Raw genomic sequence first — 18,791 nt, forward strand, 5'->3', positions numbered from 1 at the left:
GAGGTAAAGGAGTACGGCACAGAGTTGCACGGAGGTCTTAGAAGTATTCAAATCTCCTCCGGACTTTCGGACTTCCGGTCTTTCCGACTCCTGAACTACCCAATTAATTTGTACATTGAATCAATAATTGCCTGTCTGTTATGATCGAAAACATCATTCAATATTTCAGTACCATCCCCAGTTTACACCGGGCTTTAATACTGGCCGGTGGCATTACTTTTTTCTGGATAATAGAAGGTGCCATTCCTTTGTTCGGTTTTAAGTATAACAAATGGAAACATGCATCCATTAATATCTTTTTTACGATTACCACCATCGTCATCAACTTTGCTTTTGCCTTATTGATTGTACAATCGAGCGACTGGGCAGTAGCCAATGGTGTTGGTTTACTGCAATGGGTGAACGTGAGTCAATGGCTCTTCCTGATCCTTGGCCTCCTGTTACTTGATCTCATTGGTGCCTGGTTTATTCATTTTATTGAACACAAGATTAAATGGATGTGGAAATTTCATATGGTGCACCATGCCGATACACATGTTGATACCACCACGGCCAATCGTCATCATCCGGGTGAAAGCGTATTTCGTGCGGTGTTTACGATGATCGGTGTAATCGTATGTGGTGCTCCCATGTGGCTGGTAATGTTGTACCAGAGTATGAGTGCGGTATTGTCGCAATTCAATCATGCCAATATACGTTTGCCTTTGTGGCTTGATAAAGCGATCAGTTGGGTAATTGTTTCACCCGATATGCATAAAGTGCATCATCATTATGTGCGTCCGCAAACCGATTCTAATTATGGGAATATTTTTTCTGTATGGGATCGGCTCTTTGGTACTTTCAATTATACACCAGTAGAACAGTTGCGTTATGGACTCGATGTACTCGATGACAGTACTGATGAAAACTTAGCCTACCAGTTAAAGATACCCTTCGATAGTAAGGTGAAAACAGACTACTGAAACAGATGAACAGCAGAATGTCGAATATCCAACTTCGATATTCGACATTCTGCTGTTCATTATTGACAACATATAACGCATCTTTGCTGAAATTTGTTTCATGAAAACTGCGGCTTTTATTCCTGCCCGTTATGCTGCCACCCGTTTTCCGGCAAAGCTCATGCAAACGCTTGGTTCGAAAACAGTGATCAGGCATACGTATGATAATACACTGGCAACAGAACTGTTCGATGATGTGTATGTGGTAACCGACAGCGATATTATTTTTCAGGAAATTACCACGCATGGTGGTAAAGCTATCATGAGTAAAAAAACACATGAAAGTGGCAGCGACCGTATAGCTGAGGCTGTAGCCGGTATTGAAGTTGATATTGTGGTAAATGTACAGGGCGATGAACCTTTTGTAAAACGCCAGCCACTAGAACAGTTGTTGCAGGTATTTGAAGCTGAGGCCGGACAATCCGTTCAGGTGGCTTCACTGATGCAGGTGCTAAAGGAGAAACAGTTTATTGAAGACCCTAACTATGTGAAAGTGGCGGTTGACAGGAATTACAATGCATTGATGTTTTCGAGGAGTGTATTGCCATATCCGAGAGATAGGGCATTACCCATTACTTACTATGAACATATTGGTGTATACGCTTTTCGTAAGCAGGCCCTGCTCAATTTTACCGACTGGCCCATGACGCCACTGGAAGCAGCCGAAAAAATTGAATGCCTTCGTTACCTCGAATATGGTGTTTCCATAAAAATGGTGGTTACAGACTATATGGGTGTGGAAATTGATACCCCCGAAGACCTTGAAAGGGCCAGCAGGATGCTAAGCTGAAAAAGGCCTTAAATCGATGCAACAGTGAATGGCAAGACCTATCTTTACATACCCCGGTCTTTACCCATAACTGATTGAAGCATGAGTACTCCCCTAAAGAGCAAAGCACCTAAAATGTATGGCAGGGTTCGCTGGTTGTTTTTCTTTTCCCTTCTTACCCTGGTATGTCTGGGAGGGGTTTTATATCAACAGCAAAAAGACCTTTCACAAGCAAGCTACTGGCTCAACCATACTTATTCTATCCTGAAAGAAGTAGCACAGTTGAAATCATCTGTGGCCAGAGCCGAGTCGTCTACCAGAAATTTTATCCTTTCAAAAGATGCTGGATGGAAACAGCAGGTTATACAAATACAGACTGAATCAGGACAATATATTCAGCAACTGGAACAGAGATTTAAAAATGATACGGCGTTTTCACTTGATCAACTTCAGTCTGTAAAAGAACTGATCGCCAATAAAAGCAGTTTTCAGCTAAAGGTACTCGAGGGAAAACCATCAAGCGAAGAAATTCTGGAGAGAATAGAATTCAGGGGAGAGGGTACGCAAATTTCACAAGCTATTTATAGAATACTCGACAGGATGACGGCAACGGGAGAAAAATTGCTGGTTACACGTGCAACAGCGAATGAACGAAGCACTTCAAGTATTGGTTATACATCCATCATTGGCGGGGTCATTGCTTTTATTGTGGTGCTGATCCTCATCATACAATTGAACAGAGATCTTGCCTTGCGAAAAAAAGCGGAAGAAAGTGTTGGTTACAGCGATGAAAAGTACCGGAACATTATTGAAAATGCAAGTGTGGTAATGTACACAACCGATGAAAACGGTACCATTACTTTTGCCAATAGACAGGTAGGTGAATTAACAGGTTACACGGTAGAAGAATTGATTGGGAAAGATTTTTCATTTTTACTGCATCCTTCCTGGTTACAACAGGTATTTAATCATTACAGCAATCAGTTCCAGCAAAGAATACCATCTACCACACTGGAGTTTATAACAAGAACGAAAAGCGGTCAACAAAAATGGGTTGAGCAAACGGCGCAATTGCTGATGAAAGAAGACCGTGTAACAGGTTACCAGTGTATGGTAAAAGATATAACCGAGAAGAAAAAAATTGAACTGGAACTCAAGGAATCAGAACAGGAAAGAAAAGAAAACCAGTCGCGATTGGAAGCCATCCTGGAAAATACCACTTCACTTATTTTTATTAAAAACCTCGACGGGAAATATATTATGATTAACCGGCGCTTCAGGGAAGTAATGGGTGTTACGGATGAAATGGTGATTGATAAAACCGATTATGATTTCAGCGAGAAAGAAACGGCTGATCATTATAAAAGATTAGATGATGAAGTAATCAGCACGCGTAAACCTGTTGAAACAGAGGAGTGGATATTTGGTCCGGAAGGAAGAAAAAATTTACTGGTGATCAAATTCCCGTTAATAGATCACAGAAGAAAAATTTTCGGTATCAGTGGCATAGCAACTGATATTACCGACAGGGTATTGTATCAGCAGAAACTGATTGAAGCAAGGAAAAATGCCGAAGAAGCCAAACAGCTTCAGGAACAGTTCCTGGCGAATATGAGTCATGAAATACGTACACCGATGAACGGTATACAGGGCATGACCAATCTGTTAATGCAGACAGAACTCAACAGCCAGCAAAAAGAATTCACAGGGATGATCAAAAGATCGGTGAATAACCTGCTGGTAATTGTAAATGATATCCTCGATTTTTCGAAGATCAAAGCCGGAAGGTTAACCATCGATAAAACAGCGTTCAGTATAAGAGAAGTGCTCAATAATATAAAGGCGCAGTTTGAGCACGAAGTATCAAGAAAAGAACTGCAGTTGCTCGTAGAACACGATTCAAACCTGCCTGAGACGGTATTAGGCGATCCTTACAGACTTAACCAGGTATTGGTGAACATAGTGGGCAATGCCATTAAATTCACTGTAAGTGGCGAAGTGCGGATAAAAGTGGAACAGCTGAACCAGCAGGGAAATAAGACTGATTTTTTATTTACGATAGCTGATACGGGTATTGGTATTCCGGAAGATAAAACAGCCGTAATTTTCGATGCATTTACACAGGCAGGACCTGATATAGCGCGTAATTATGGTGGCGCAGGTTTGGGTCTGGCTATTTGTAAAGGACTGGTAGAATTACAACAGGGAACTATTGGAGTGTCGAATATACCAGGTGGTGGATCTGTTTTTTCGGTAAGCATACCCTATGAGGTACAGGAAAACACAAATGATACCACCGATGGTTCATTATTACTGAAGGGGAAAAAGTTTTTAGTAGTAGAAGACAATGAAGTAAACCAGAAACTGGTTGCTTATGTATTGAAAAAAGTTGGAGGAGCCGTAGACATAGCTCATAACGGAAGAATGGCGATTGATTTACTCGAAAATAAAACAGCTCATTATGATGTTATCATAATGGATATTCAGATGCCGGTGATGGACGGGTATGAGGCAACAGAATATATCCGTACCGTTTTACAATTGCAAACTCCAATTATTGCGATGACGGCAACAGCTTTAAAAGGCGATCAGGAGAAAGCAGAACTGGTAGGGATGAATGAATTTATGCTGAAGCCATTTGATTTTGATGACCTGTATAAAAGACTGGCCAGATTGCTCTCAACAAAAAAAGAATCACTCACCGTAAATGAAAAAATAATGAATGGTGAAAAACTTTATGACCTCTCCCTGCTGGAAGGATTGGATGACAAAGAATCTTTGTTAGATGTGTTAGATCTTTTCCTGGAGAATACACCCAACCAGATCAGTGAACTGATGCAACTTGGTAAAACAGACCAGTTTGATGATATATACAAACTTGCACATAAGTTAAAAGGGGCATTGGCTATGTTACAGGCTTCGCGTATTTCTGAATTGCTGGGGAAAATTGAAGCAGATGCCCGGGAAAGAAAGGAGACAGATAAAATACTGGAAAAAATAACGGAAGCATCCCGGCTTTTCGATCAAATGCAAAAGCAATTGGTAGCTGAAAAGGAACAGATCATGGGGCAATAAGAGAAAACCCGTACTTTTAAATACAATATCCCTAATAGTCACACTGAATATGAAAATTCTTGTAGCCGAAGATGAACCAATGTTGTTAAAAACGATTGAGCTGAAGCTGAAGAAAGAAGGCTATGAAGTAATTACAACTCATGACGGAAGAGAAGCCATCGCTAAAATTGAGGAACTGTCGCCCGATCTGGTAATATCAGATATCATGATGCCATATGCATCGGGTCTTGAGATAACAGCACTTTTAAAACAAAAGATGGAAAAACAAATTCCTATTATCATTCTTTCGGCCATGGAACAGGAGAAAGTAGTGATGGAAGCTTTTGAACTGGGAGCGGATGATTATATAACAAAACCGTTTAGTCTGAATGAATTATCCATCCGTGTTAAAAGACTGATGGCACGCCTGGGTAAATCCTGATGATCCACAACTTAGTAAGTAAGTTATGCGCCTACCAACACTCTTTACCTGTTTTTGTTTTACCCTGATGATGTTCACTGCTGTAAAAGCAACTTCGCAGGCCGATACTACCAGTTCAGATGGTTTGCTCCTTGCTGCCAAAGCAGCAGCATTTAATGAGGACAACTACCCCAAAGCAAAAACCTATCTGTACAAAGCCATTGCAAAAAGCCCGAACTATGCCGATCTCCGTGTTTTCCTGGGTAGGATTTATACCTGGACCAAAAACTACGACAGTGCCCGCATTTGTTTTGAAGAAGTATTGAGGCAAAGTCCGGGCTATGAAGATGCCTGTATGGCTTATGCCGACATGACTTACTGGAGCGATGATTACAAGCAATCATTAACAGTATCGGAAGAGGGTCTCAAGTATCATCCTAAATCGGAAGGGCTATTATTGAGGAAGGCAAGGGTATTAAATTTCATGCGCAGGTTTCAGGAGGCTGATAAAACCATTGAGGAACTGGTTAAACTCAATAAAAATAATACCGAAGCAAGAGCCTTGGCAAATCGGATCAGGGAGAATGCCACCAAAAATAAAATTGGGGTGAGTTACGATTTTGTAAGTTTTGATAAACAGTTTGCTGACCCCTGGCACCTCGTAAGTGTAGACTATGGACGTACAACAGGTATTGGTTCCATAACCGGCAGGGTTACTTATGCGAATCGGTTCAAGACAGACGGTTATCAGTATGAACTGGAAGCATACCCCCGTATATCCAACACTTTTTACAGTTATGTAGGTGTAGGTTATTCAGATCAGGTAGGCGTATTTCCGCAATGGCGTGGAGGGTTTTCGTTATATGCCAATCTTCCAAAAAGTTATGAAGCTGAATTAGGGATACGTTACCTGAAATTCAGTGGAAATCCTACATGGGTGTATACAGGTTATATTGGCAAGTATTATAAAAGCTGGCTTTTTGGTGCAAGAACCTATATTACTCCCAGCACTTTTACCAGTACCGTATCCTCTTCTTACAATATATCTGCCCGTTATTATTATGCCAGTGCCGATGATATGTTAGGGTTTAATGTGGGTTATGGTATTTCTCCCGACGATAGGTTTAATGCCATACAGATTAATGGGAACACAAAACTCATTTCTTACAAGGCCGGAATCATGTTTAGAAAAAAAGTAGCACGGTTTAATGTATTCACGATTGATGGAAGCTGGTTTAATCAGGAATACCTGCCTAAGACCATCGGTAATCAGTATCAATTCAGTGTTGCATGGCTCAGAAGATTTTAGGACAAAAATCCACCCGCATCAGATTATCCTGGAGAGGCTTTCTGGCACTTGCCCTGTTTTTATTCCCTTTCTGGATGCTGCTGTTATGGCATTTTACACCCAACAGAGAGCTATTGATAGCCATTATTGATAAAACAGTGGTAGCACAACCCGGTCAGGAGCATCTTTCACTGCATTGGGTATTGAACCAGGAAAAATTCAGCAAGAACAAAACGGAACTGTATGATCCTAACCAGGATTATTTTGGTTTTTTCCCGCTGGAAAAAGAGCAATACAAATTAAAAGGACTGGAGCGGTTTAATATAGCTCAACTGAACGACCTGAGTAACCGTGCTGATGCAACTTATATAACAGATGCATATGGTGTTTTCAGGAATGAATGGTTTAAGGTAGGTAATGATCAGGATCGTTCGGGTATTGTGTATGGGGGCATGAGCAGGCAGGATCTTTTTTTGCTGCAGAAAATGAAAGAAAAAAAGAAGCTCATCATTACAGAGTTTAACTCCATCGGCTCTCCAACAGATACTGCTATCCGCCAACAGTTTGAACAGCTTTTCGATATTACATGGTCGGGCTGGATAGGAAGATACTTTGAATCCTTCGATACTACGGTTAACAAAGAATTACCTCCATGGCTTATCCGTAATTATAAACGCACCCATAATGATAAGTGGCCGTTTAAAAACAGCGGTATTGCTCTTATTCATGCAGCAAACGATCAGGTAGTAATTCTTGAAAATAAAACACATCTCGATAATGAGCTGCCCTTTATCTATACAAATACTGAAGGAAAAGACCACTATGGTATGCCCGACAAAATAAAGTATTCATTCTGGTTCGATATTATCAGTGTTAATAATAAAACCAACGATGTGCTTTCAGAATTTGTGATTGATGTAAATGAAGCTGGTGCCCGCGAATTGGCAAAGTTTAATATTCCTGCCCGCTTCCCGGCTATTACATCGCATGTCGACGACGACTACCGGTTTTTTTATTTCTCTGCCGATTTTTGTGATAACCCGGTAACCCTTACTTCTTCTTATTTTAAAGGGGTAGGTTATTTTAAATGGATGATGTATACACGGAGAGATGCCCTTGAACGAAAAAGTTTTTTCTGGAAATTATACCGCCCGCTATTGACAACTATTCTGAATGATTATTACGATTCGCTGCAATAATCATTTATTGCCTGCCATATTTTCTAACTAAGCTGTCTGGCAATAAACGGCCATTCGTTACAAAGTCCTGGTTTTTCTTTTTGAATCGGTTAAAAGCTGATTTGAGTGCAAACTTTTTCTCTGGTATATTTTCTGGTTCAAGGTCCATATTGGGCCTGATTTTAAATACGGCATCCCCATTCAGCATATATTCTCCACGAATAAAATCAATTAATTCGGGTTTGGTTTGTTTAAGCGGTATAGAATGAATGTTTCTGAATTTTTTTGCGGTATCAACCCCTGTTCCAACCCATGCATTGATATCAGGTATATTCAAACCATAACTATATTTCAACCAGGCGCTAAGGGTAGGTGCAATATCGAAGTGACTGGATATGGATGAAAACTTCTCGGTTTTACGAAGTAATGGTGAATAAATAAACAAGGGAACATGGTACCTGTCTATCTTGGTACTCATAGGTATCTCAGGCATACGGTGATCTCCGGTGATCAGGAAAACAGTATTGGCAAAATCGGGTCGCTTGCTGTATGCATTGATAAATTGCTGAATGGCATGATCGGCATATAAAATGCTTGCGTATTGTTTGGTGTAATTCCGGTAACTCTTTTTTTGTGCTTCAGAAAACTTCAACTCACTCATCCTTTTTTCAAAGCGGTCAGTATAAACCGCTTCATTATTGATGAGAAAGGGACTATGGGTAGCAACGGTAAGTATAATCTTTAAAGAAGGAGATAAAGTAGCTGTATCTGTAAGCGCATATTTAAATAATGAAGCATCTTCATATCCCCAGCTAAAGCCGGAAGTAGAAGCCGGAAGCTGCTGATAGCCATTCTGCGGGAAGCTTTTCTCATCATTCACCCGATCAATACCGCTTTTGTTGAGAAAGGCAGACATATTATCAAAAGAGGCATCACCACCATAATAGAAGGAGGTTTTATAACCATTACGTTTTAAAAGACTGATGAGTGATATATGTTCGGGCATTTCATCACCCAGTTCAGTAAATCCATTTGGGCCAAAAGGCAAAGACCCTAATAAAGCTGGTAATACCCCAAATGTTCTACCGCTGGTACTTAAAAAATTCTCCCAGTACAGACTTTTTAAAGATAGTGAATCAAGATAAGGCGTAAAGCTTCCGAGATAAGCATTCTCATTGCTAAAAGCACGCCCAAGACCTTCAACCAGTACGATCACAATATTTGGGGGAACAGAATCTTTTTTATTAAAGAAAGGAGCCAATACATTTTTTGTACTGTCTGACTGGTGTAAGAATGGGTAATTGTTTTTATCGATCAACCTGTTTTCATAAGCGGCATTTGCGAGAAAATCATCTCCGTAAATATCATCTTCTTCAGCCGAAGGGAAGAACTGATCATAGGAAGCTTTGTAAAAAAAATATGACTTATTCAGGGAAAGATTATTACTGTATTCATGACCGGGTAACATGTTTTCTGTAACCTTGGTAAGGTTGCGAATACCACCTGTTACAACGATTAAAATGAAAAACACAACAATTCCATCGTTGGGTAATAAGAGACGTGGCAATTTGATTAATGTAAATACAAATAAGCTGGTAGCTGCAACCAATAATAGAATGGTAATCAGGTTTAATCCGCCTGAAGCACCAACTGTTTGTTCTATATCGGCCCAGGAATAACTCCAGAGATCGGCACCCAGCGGCACCAGCGATGTAACAAAATATTGAGATAAGGCAACCTGTATGAGTGTGAGCAGTGTGCCAAAAATAATAAAACTGACATGCGCTGTTTTCTTGCCAATCAGAAAAAGGGCAGTGAAGGGTAAATAACCCCAGATGGTGATGAGTGTGGCAAAAGCAACATCTTTCGCCAGCCCGTACCAGATAATTTTATCGAGATATTGTGGTTTACCGTGTTCAAAATAATCAATACCCAGTTCTATACCACGTGCTACAAACAGTAATAATAACAACACCAGTATATGACCCATATAATACCGGAACGATTCAAACAATACTTCAGGAACTTTTGAGATAAAGGGTGCAATCTTTCTTTTATAGAATGATTCTTTTGGTAAGTCAGCAGTTTCTTCAACTGTTTCAGGCACTACTATTACGGGCTCGGGAGTAATAATAACGGGTGCTGCTTCAATGAGCACGGGTGTAGTATCAGCAGGTTTTTTTGCAAAACCCTGTCTCGTCATTTCACCCCAGGCTTTTTTCTTTCTGATATAATCAATATACCCTTTGATAGCACTCCATACCACAAAAGGATGAAAATAGAAAGGCTCTGTTAAAGCCGTCAACAGCAGTATAAGAATATCTGTTCGTCGTTTGTACTGGTTATAAGTAATTACTTCCATTAATATGGCAAAGGCAGAATAGAGATAACCAAACGAAACAATAAATAGCAGGTAGGAAAAGAAAAAGCCCCAGTCGAGTAAACCAAATGCCGCAAAAATAAAAAAGCAAACAAAGCCAAAGAATTCAATCACCGGTGCACACATTTCAAAGAAAAACCAATAAGGATAACTCAGCATACCGAGTAGGCCATATTTGGGGTTGAAGAACATTTTCTTGTGAAACTTTAGCGTTTCAATGGTTCCTCTTGTCCAGCGGTTTCTTTGACGGCCCAGAATATTAAATGAATTGGGGGCTTCTGTCCAGCAAAGCGGATCGGGGATATAGGTTACCCGATATTTCTCGTTTCTTTCTTCCATATACCTCCTCATCCTCACTACGAGTTCCATATCTTCTCCAACGGTGTTATGGTCGTACCCTCCCGCTTTAATAGCTATTTCTTTATCAAAAGCGCCAAAAGCACCCGAAATAAGCATTAAACCGTTCAGGCGGCTCCAGGCCATTCTTCCGAGAATAAATGCACGGATATATTCAAGGATCTGCATCCTCGGTAAATAGTCGGTAGCCAGTTTTACTTTTACCAGTTTACCATCTTCAATGATGCAGGAGTTGGCAATACGAACCACACCCCCCGACGCAATTACTTTTTCGTTTGTCTGTTCCAGAAAAGGCTTTACCATTTTCAGTAGTGCATCCTGTTCAAGTATACAGTCTACGTCAATACAGACTAAGTATTTATTGGAGGCGATATTAATACCCACATTCAATGCATCTGCCTTACCACCATTTACTTTATCAACTACAAGCAGCTTATGAAAAATCGGATTGCGGCTTTTATAAACACCACGTACTTCTTTTGTTTTTATTTTATAGTCAACGAAATAGTCGATTTTCTCAAGGTCATATGCTGCAATCATTTTTTGCAGACAGTCGTCCTTACTTCCATCGTTGATAACAATCAGTTCAAGGTTCACATAATAAATAGATAATAATGACCTGATATTTTCTACAATGGTCATACCCTCATTATAAGCAGGCGCAAGAATAGTTACGGTAGGAGCATGTACGGAAGAAGCCAGTATACGATAATCGGTAAAACTGTTTTTGTGAACATATTTTCTGGTTTCGCCAATAGAGAAAATAGCGATGGCGATATAGGATAATAAAAGCAGGGTGGAATAAATAAATATTCCATAAGTAAGTATATCAAATAATATATCGATTACTAAGTTCCAGTTCATTTTACAGATTTAACATGCCTGAGAATTCTTTCAAAGGGTTCGGGCTCAAGCGCTGCTCTTTTTTCGATAACAGACAGTCCGTCTGTACAGTTATTGGCCAGTACAACGGATGCTTTAAGTTTAATGATATTATCAGGTGCATCCAGTAATTTCTCCAAGAAACCCGCCTGTTCATCTGTGGCCAAACTTGTTAAACTGTTTAATATATGTACCTGATTGTCGAAATTCTCTTTTGAAAAATAACCTGTCAATATAAAAGGTGTTTGTTCGTCGGCCAGTACAATCAGTGTTTTGATGGCCCGGGTACGAACAGCCCCCGATGGGTGTACAAGACAACCCATAATGGCATCTTTCACTGCATATTGCTGGTATTCTGCCGCAAGCCTGAGCGCGAATACAATAACGGTATCGTTTTTTGACTGCAGCCACCTGGGTATGCGATCGGAGAGATCTTCTTTCTTTCCAAATAGCCGTAATTGTTCTAATAATTTGATTTGCTGCCAGAGTGTGAGTGGGTAGGAGATCACATCCAGAAACCGCAGACCATTAAAACCGGTCATATAAATAATGGCTATCTGCGCTTCAGAGCGCACAAAATCATTTTTACTGTTGGTTTCACGATAAATTTTGGTGAGCAGGTTTTTCTGATCCATAAGGTATAATTCCTGAATACCTCTGGCCTGCAGGTACCATTTTCGTTTGTTCTGCATTTTCTCCAGCGAATCTTCGCGAAGGCCTAACTTGTTATATAACGCAACAATATTTTCGGCTACAATACCTGAAAAGTTCTTTTTACAATTAGTGAGCTCATCAATAGCAACCTGCCGTGCCTTTGGGTCATCAAGGAGGCGGTAGAATTTTTTTGGGATATCAATGCCATCAACAGATTCTTCCAGAATAATATGACTGATCCATACTTCAATATTGTTCCTGATACGCTGGGTGTAGAAATACATTCTCTTTTTGGCAAGCAACTGGGCATAGATGAGTATTACAATCAATAAAATGCCAATACCCATGATCTGAACACCTATTAAAAGATTTTCAGGGCTCATAAAAGTCAGGAAATCCTTCCCGATAGAGCTATTCAAAAACTGACTGGTGAACATTTGTTGTAAAATGACTGTCATGTAAGTAACCCCAAAACTTTAAAGAGTAAAATACATCAATCCTGTAAAAGGAAAGAAAAAACCCGCAAATATCTACCTACCTGTCTCTTGTCACTTGTTTCTTGTACCCTTACTCCCGGTCTTTCATTTTTCAGAAGTAAATCCTTCTGAGTATGTTTGCAGTATTCATTTATTAAAATACTTGTCATGAGTTTCCGGAATTTTAAGATGGTCGATTATGTGGTATTTGGTCGAGGTGCGTTTAATCAGTTAGATGAGATACTGGCACCCAGAAGAAAAGGAGAGGCGCCGATGGTCTTTCTCGTGGATCATTTTTTTGAAGGAAAGCCTTTGGCAGAAAGGGTTCCGTTGCGTGGTAAGGACCAGTTGATTTTTGCGGACGTAACTTATGAGCCCAAAACAACACAGGTAGATGCACTGGCCAACAGCCTCAAAGAACAATTTGGAACCGTAAGCGGTGTTATTGGTATTGGTGGCGGGTCTGTGATGGACCTGGCCAAAGCCGTGTCGCTGATGATGAATAATCCCGGCTCATCTGCCGATTACCAGGGTTGGGACCTGGTGAAATTTCCCGGTGTATATAAAGCCGGTATCCCTACGCTCAGTGGAACAGGTGCTGAAGTAAGCAGAACAACGGTATTAACCGGACCTACCCGCAAACTGGGCATGAACAGCGATTTTACTCCTTTCGATCAGATTGTACTCGATCCTGAATTAACCAAAGATGCACCGGCGAACCAGCGCTTTTATACGGGCATGGATTGTTATATACATTGTATTGAAAGTCTGGAAGGAACATTCCTGAACGAATTCAGTAAAAGTTATGGGGAGAAAGCACTGCAGCTCTGCCAGAAAGTATTTGTAGACAAGGATCACTGGGATGATGAGTGTGATGATCAGTTAATGATGGCATCTTATGCCGGCGGAATGAGTATTGCTTATTCGCAGGTAGGTGTGGCACATGCGGTGAGTTATGGTTTGAGTTACCTGCTCGGAACCAAACATGGTATTGGTAACTGCATTGTTATGAATCACCTGGAAGAATATTACCCTGCTGGTGTAAAGGAATTCAAGTACATGGTAGAGAAGAATAAAATTGAAATCCCTCAGGGAATCTGTAAAGGACTTACCGATGAACAGTTTGATGCCATGATGAATGTATCACTCGGTATGAAACCATTGTGGGAAAATGCGCTGGGGAAAGACTGGGAAAAAATCATGACAAGAGAAAAACTGCGAAAACTCTACGAAAAATTGTAAACCCGTTTCCGGAAAAATACAAGTCATTTGCATGGATACAAACCTGTATGCCACAAGAGTTATATAGGTTGATCTTAACACATGAAAAGAATAATTGCTTTTATACTATTACTCATTACCCTTACCGCAGTATTTACACCCTGCTGTGGTTACGACGATTGTAATGAAACTGCAGTAGTAATGAATGAGCACCCCGACGAAGAAACTGGTGAAAATTGCTCACCATTTGTGGCCTGTGGTTATTGCCCCGGGTTTACACAATTGAATGCAACAGAAGAAATACCAGTACTCATGCCCCCTGCTATTGCTCATTGTTCAAAAGAAATCGGCTGGCATTCTTCATCTTATTCCGACCGGTTGTTACAACCTCCAAGAGCTGTTTAATTTTTTTGACAGACACTTTATTTGTTATTCATTTTAAAATAATTATGAAACATATACTTTCATTGTGTATGCTGTTATGTGTATTTACAGGTGTTAATGCACAGCATACAATTAAGTTATCGGTTAAAGACAAACATGATAGTGCTGCACTTGCAGGCGCATCTGTTACTATTGTTACGTTGAAGAAAACTGCTGTATCAGACAGTTTGGGGCAGGTTTTATTTACCAATATTCCGCAGGGAAATTATGTGCTAAAGCTCTCGTATGTAGGCATGGAAGAACAGGAAATAAGCATTAGTGTACCACAGAAAGATGAAAATGGAGCAATAGTATTGCTGGAAGAATCGGAAGAACACGAAGAAGAAGTAATTATAACTGCCACAAGAATAAGCAGGAGTATCAGTGATATACCTACAAGGGTAGAAACCATATCAGGAGAAGAGCTTACCGAAAAAGGAAACATGAAACCCGGCGATATACGTATGCTGCTGAATGAGAGTACAGGCATACAAACACAACAAACGTCGGCCACTTCCTATAATTCCAGTATCCGTATACAGGGGTTGGATGGAAGATATACCCAGGTACTCAGAGACGGGTTCCCGCTCTACGCAGGTTTTTCGGGAGGTTTAAGTTTAATGCAGATAGCTCCGCTCGATTTAAAACAGATAGAAGTAATTAAAGGATCAGCATCCACATTATATGGCGCAGGTGCTATTGCAGGATTGGTAAACCTGGTTTCAAAAACACCCGGTGAGGATAGCGAGTTAAGTTTTATGGCCAACGGAACAACAGCCGGTGGACTTGACCTCAGCGGTTTTTATAGTCAGCGTTTTGAGAAAACGGGGATTACTGTTTTTGGTTCACGTAATACGGCAATGCCATATGATCCGGCAAAATCAGGGCTAACGGCTATTCCGAAATTTGAACGATATACCATTAACCCCCGGTTATTTTTTTATGGCGAAAAAACAACGGCGAATATTGGGTTCAGTTATATCAGTGAAGACAGAACCGGTGGTAATATGAATTATATTAAAAACGGAACACCGGGCTATTTTGAACAAAACAATACCGATCGCTTCACCACACAGGCTCAATTAACAAAAAAGCTGAGTGAAAAAGGACAGTTAAATTTTAAAAATAGCTATAGCAGATTCAACCGTTTTATTCAGGTACCCGGCTATGCATTCAAAGGAGTACAGCAGTCTACTTTTTCGGAAGCAACCTATAGTACGAAAACAGAAAAAACAGATTGGGTACTGGGTGCCAACCTGATCACTGATAAATTCACGGAAAACAAACAGACCAGCAATATACTGCGCAATTATGCTTACAATACCATGGGTGTATTTGTACAGCATAGCTGGACGCCCTCTTCCATGTTTGCAATAGAAACAGGCTTACGTGGCGACTATGTAAAACAATATGGGTTTGAATTATTGCCAAGGATATCTGTTATGCTGAAACCTGCTGCTGGTCTTACATTCAGACTGGGTAGCGGGCTGGGTTATAAAACACCAACTGTGTTTAATGAAGAGTCGGAAAAAATTCAGTTTCAGCGAATCCTGCCTATCAATGAGAACAGTACACAAAATGAAAAATCTGTTGGTACCAATTTCGATATTAACTACCGTACACATATCGGGGAGGTAGGAATAGCCATTAACCAGTTGTTTTTTTATACGAGACTAAACAGACCTCTCGTATTAACAACAAACGGTATGGGCGATCAACAGTTTCAGAATGCAACAGGTTATATGGATACAAAAGGTATGGAAACCAACCTGCGGTTTAGTTACCAGGACCTGAAATTATTTATAGGTTATACATATGCTGATGTAAACACCAATTATAATAATAGTAAAAACTGGTTTCCACTTACTGCCAGACACAGACTGAATAATGTACTGATGTATGAAAAAGAAGAAAAACTAAAAATAGGTCTTGAAGCATATTTCTTCAGTCCACAGCAGTTAAATGACGGAACCAAAGGAAAATCATACTGGATATTTGGTCTGATGGCAGAAAGATCATGGGAACGATTTTCTCTTTTTATAAATTTTGAAAACCTTACCGATACAAGGCAGACAAAATTTGGCCCTCTTTATTCCGGCTCCATCAACAACCCGGTATTTAAGGATATATATGCACCGGTAGATGGATTTGTAACCAATGGGGGTGTTAAAATACGACTATAAGAATCGCATATTATTTTTCCTATCTCTGCGAAACCTCTGCTATCTCATGTTCTCTGCGAGACCTATTCCTGCCCTGGATTTAAATCCAGGGCAGGAATAGGTCTCGCAGAGATATGTTGCCTTGGGGCGATTTTTTCATAGTACCTTTACCAGCAACGAACAAATAATAATTTATCTATTTTGAAGTTTACAGATTTAGGACTCGATCAGAGAATACTGGATGGCATTGATGCAATGGGATACGAAACGGCCACACCGGTACAACAGCAGGTGATGGTTCCTATTCTGGAAGGGAAAGACATTATTGCTTCTGCCCAGACCGGAACCGGCAAAACCGCAGCTTTCCTGCTCCCGCTTATACATCGCTTACTTACAGTGCCCCATGCGGCGAACGATATCAATGCCATGATCATTGTACCTACCCGCGAACTGGCTATACAAATTGCAGAAAGTCTGGAAGGCTTGTCGTATTTCACCGATGTAAGTTCTATTGCAGTATATGGAGGAGGTGACGGTAATTCATTCAACAGTGAAAAGAAAGCATTGACAACAGGGGTTGATATTGTGGTTTGTACACCGGGTCGAATGATTGCGCACCTGAATATGGGTTATGTAAAACTCAAAGGGCTGAAATACCTGGTACTGGATGAAGCAGACCGTATGCTCGACATGGGTTTTAATGACGATATCATGCGTATCATATCCTTTCTTCCCAAAGAGCGGCAGAACCTGCTTTTTTCTGCCACCATGCCACAGAAAATGAGGGAACTGGCGAGGAAAATCCTGCACGAACCCATTGAGATTAATATTGCTATTTCAAAACCACCAGAGAAAATTGTTCAGAAAGCATTCATAGTATATGAGGCGCAGAAAGCACCGATTATAAAAGATATGCTGAGCGGAAACAAATACCAGAATGTAATTGTATTCTGTTCCAAAAAACAAAACGTAAAACAACTGACGGCTGAACTGAAAAGAGCAAAACTTTCAGCAGAAGAAATTCATTCCGATCTCGAGCAACAAAAACGCGAACAGGTATTACAGGATTTCAGGAACCATAAACTTAATATACTGGTGGCCACAGATATCCTGAGCAGGGGTATTGATATTGAAGATATAGATCTCGTTATTAATTATGATGTACCCAATGATGGGGAAGATTATGTGCACCGTATCGGTAGAACGGCACGTGCTGCCAGTACAGGAACAGCTTTTACACTGGTTGGCGAAAGAGAACAGAATAAAATGGCCGCTATTGAGTCTTTATTGGGAGCACCTGTTCCCAAAGGAAATGTACCCGAAGAGTTTGGTCCAACACCCGCCTATTCACCCCGGGCCCCACGTTCAGGCTCCGATAACCGCCGGCATGGAGGAAACAGAAGACAAAGTTCTTCAAGACCCAACCGAAAACCATCCTGATAACAGTTTACCCATGAAATACCTTGTTTATATTCTGCCACTGATGGCAGGTTTAACCATAACTACACAGGCAGGTGTAAACAGCCAGTTAAAAGTAGCCGTAAATAACCAGTGGGTAGCTGCATTCATCTCTTTCCTCGTAGGCACTATTGCACTGGCGCTTGTAATCGGGTTTACCAGACAACCGGTACCCGGTATGCAGCAGCTACAGCAGATAGAATGGTATAAGTATACCGGAGGTTTGCTGGGCGCCTTTTTTGTAACCGTAATTATTTACTCGGTGCAACAGATTGGTTCAGCCAATGTATTTGCGCTTGTTATTGCCGGGCAGCTTCTTTTTGCTCTTGTTTTTGATCATTTCGGCTTATTTGGTTTTCGCCAGAGTCCTATTAACTGGCAAAAAATACTGGGTGTGGTTATGTTGATTGGAGGGGCCTGGCTCATTAACAGGAAAGCCTAGTAAATTATTAAAGAATAAGCAATTTTCTATTTCATAACAGCGTTATAGTAGTAAATAACCTGTTATGGCCTCTTTCAGAAGCTTTGTAGGATCGGAACTGATGTCGTTCAGACAGCATATTGCGGCGTTGAGAAATATGCTTCCCCAGAATATAAAGCTGAAACCCACGGAGCGCAGAAGCATGTTTAAGCTGAACGATAAGAAAAAAGAATTTGTGGAGAAGGCAGTGTTGTATATGCGAAAGAACCCGGCTACTGTTCCTTCATATGTTGATGTAAATACCTGTAATAATTATGTGCAGTTATACAAACAATACAATGAACTCATTAGTGAACTGGAAGAAGTAAGAACAAAAATGGAAGATGCCAAACTGGTATTGGGTAATGAAATACTGAAACAGACACGCGCCTATTTTCACAATTCAAAAAATGCGGCATTATCGGGGAGTGAACAGTTTGGTCAGATTTATAAAGAACTAAAACCGCATTATGCTGTAGGTAGAAACAGCCGGAAAAAAGACAAAGAACAGATTGATTAAACCTTGCCTGCTATAAATTAAAGGGCTCCCGATATTTCGGGAGCCCTTTTGCTGTAAATCACTTTTAGTTTTTGTCAGGCAGAAGCT

The 18,791-nt window shown here is 40.5% G+C and carries 14 protein-coding genes; 12 read left to right on the plus strand and 2 right to left on the minus strand.

Translation table 11 applies throughout. The annotated features are described in order from the left end of the window. Positions 1-140: 140 nt before the first annotated feature. From KXJ59_RS03370 to KXJ59_RS03395, 6 genes are all read left to right on the plus strand, one after another. Positions 141-962, plus strand: coding sequence for a sterol desaturase family protein (locus tag KXJ59_RS03370; RefSeq protein WP_295201158.1), 822 nt, complete (start codon positions 141-143; stop codon positions 960-962). Between the two features lie 100 nt (positions 963-1,062). Continuing rightward, positions 1,063-1,791 (plus strand): 3-deoxy-manno-octulosonate cytidylyltransferase, encoded by a 729-nt coding sequence (gene kdsB, locus KXJ59_RS03375; protein ID WP_295201161.1) that lies wholly within the window; start codon positions 1,063-1,065, stop codon positions 1,789-1,791. Positions 1,792-1,872: 81 nt separating this feature from the next. Further along, the gene (locus tag KXJ59_RS03380; protein WP_295201163.1) at positions 1,873-4,845 is read left to right on the plus strand and encodes a PAS domain S-box protein; all 2,973 of its coding nucleotides are present in this window, start codon (positions 1,873-1,875) and stop codon (positions 4,843-4,845) included. A gap of 49 nt (positions 4,846-4,894) precedes the next feature. Further along, the gene (locus tag KXJ59_RS03385; protein ID WP_295201165.1) at positions 4,895-5,266 is read left to right on the plus strand and encodes a response regulator; all 372 of its coding nucleotides are present in this window, start codon (positions 4,895-4,897) and stop codon (positions 5,264-5,266) included. A 25-nt stretch (positions 5,267-5,291) separates the two neighbouring features. Next, entirely contained in the window at positions 5,292-6,554 is a 1,263-nt protein-coding gene (locus tag KXJ59_RS03390; RefSeq protein WP_295201166.1) for a YaiO family outer membrane beta-barrel protein, read from the plus strand. Beyond that, positions 6,536-7,732 (plus strand): hypothetical protein, encoded by a 1,197-nt coding sequence (locus KXJ59_RS03395; protein ID WP_295201168.1) that lies wholly within the window; start codon positions 6,536-6,538, stop codon positions 7,730-7,732. Before KXJ59_RS03390 ends, KXJ59_RS03395 begins: the two co-directional genes overlap by 19 nt. A gap of 4 nt (positions 7,733-7,736) precedes the next feature. Here the strand turns inward: KXJ59_RS03395 and KXJ59_RS03400 are convergent, their stop codons facing one another. Together KXJ59_RS03400 and KXJ59_RS03405 are read right to left on the minus strand one after the other, a co-directional pair. Further along, positions 7,737-11,312 (minus strand): sulfatase-like hydrolase/transferase, encoded by a 3,576-nt coding sequence (locus KXJ59_RS03400; protein ID WP_295201169.1) that lies wholly within the window; start codon positions 11,310-11,312, stop codon positions 7,737-7,739. Further along, positions 11,309-12,442, minus strand: a complete 1,134-nt coding sequence (locus KXJ59_RS03405) for a hypothetical protein (protein WP_295201171.1) — start codon at positions 12,440-12,442, stop codon at positions 11,309-11,311. Before KXJ59_RS03405 ends, KXJ59_RS03400 begins: the two co-directional genes overlap by 4 nt. Positions 12,443-12,628: 186 nt before the next feature. On the opposite strand from KXJ59_RS03405, the gene KXJ59_RS03410 reads away from it, so the two are divergent. From KXJ59_RS03410 to KXJ59_RS03435, 6 genes are all read left to right on the plus strand, one after another. Then, the gene (locus KXJ59_RS03410) at positions 12,629-13,702 is read left to right on the plus strand and encodes an iron-containing alcohol dehydrogenase family protein (RefSeq protein ID WP_295201172.1); all 1,074 of its coding nucleotides are present in this window, start codon (positions 12,629-12,631) and stop codon (positions 13,700-13,702) included. Positions 13,703-13,783: 81 nt separating this feature from the next. Further along, a complete protein-coding gene (locus tag KXJ59_RS03415; protein WP_295201175.1) occupies positions 13,784-14,086 on the plus strand; it encodes a hypothetical protein in 303 nt (100 codons plus the stop codon). A gap of 44 nt (positions 14,087-14,130) precedes the next feature. Continuing rightward, positions 14,131-16,287: a TonB-dependent receptor gene (locus KXJ59_RS03420; protein WP_295201178.1), complete on the plus strand. Its 2,157-nt coding sequence runs from the start codon at positions 14,131-14,133 to the stop codon at positions 16,285-16,287. A 180-nt stretch (positions 16,288-16,467) separates the two neighbouring features. Beyond that, a complete protein-coding gene (locus KXJ59_RS03425; RefSeq protein ID WP_295201181.1) occupies positions 16,468-17,706 on the plus strand; it encodes a DEAD/DEAH box helicase in 1,239 nt (412 codons plus the stop codon). A gap of 13 nt (positions 17,707-17,719) precedes the next feature. Continuing rightward, positions 17,720-18,166: a DMT family transporter gene (locus KXJ59_RS03430; protein WP_295201183.1), complete on the plus strand. Its 447-nt coding sequence runs from the start codon at positions 17,720-17,722 to the stop codon at positions 18,164-18,166. Positions 18,167-18,230: 64 nt separating this feature from the next. Beyond that, entirely contained in the window at positions 18,231-18,704 is a 474-nt protein-coding gene (locus KXJ59_RS03435) for a hypothetical protein (protein ID WP_295201186.1), read from the plus strand. Positions 18,705-18,791 lie beyond the last annotated feature (87 nt).

It is taken from the genome of Sediminibacterium sp., assembly GCF_019264485.1.
Taxonomy (GTDB): domain Bacteria; phylum Bacteroidota; class Bacteroidia; order Chitinophagales; family Chitinophagaceae; genus Sediminibacterium.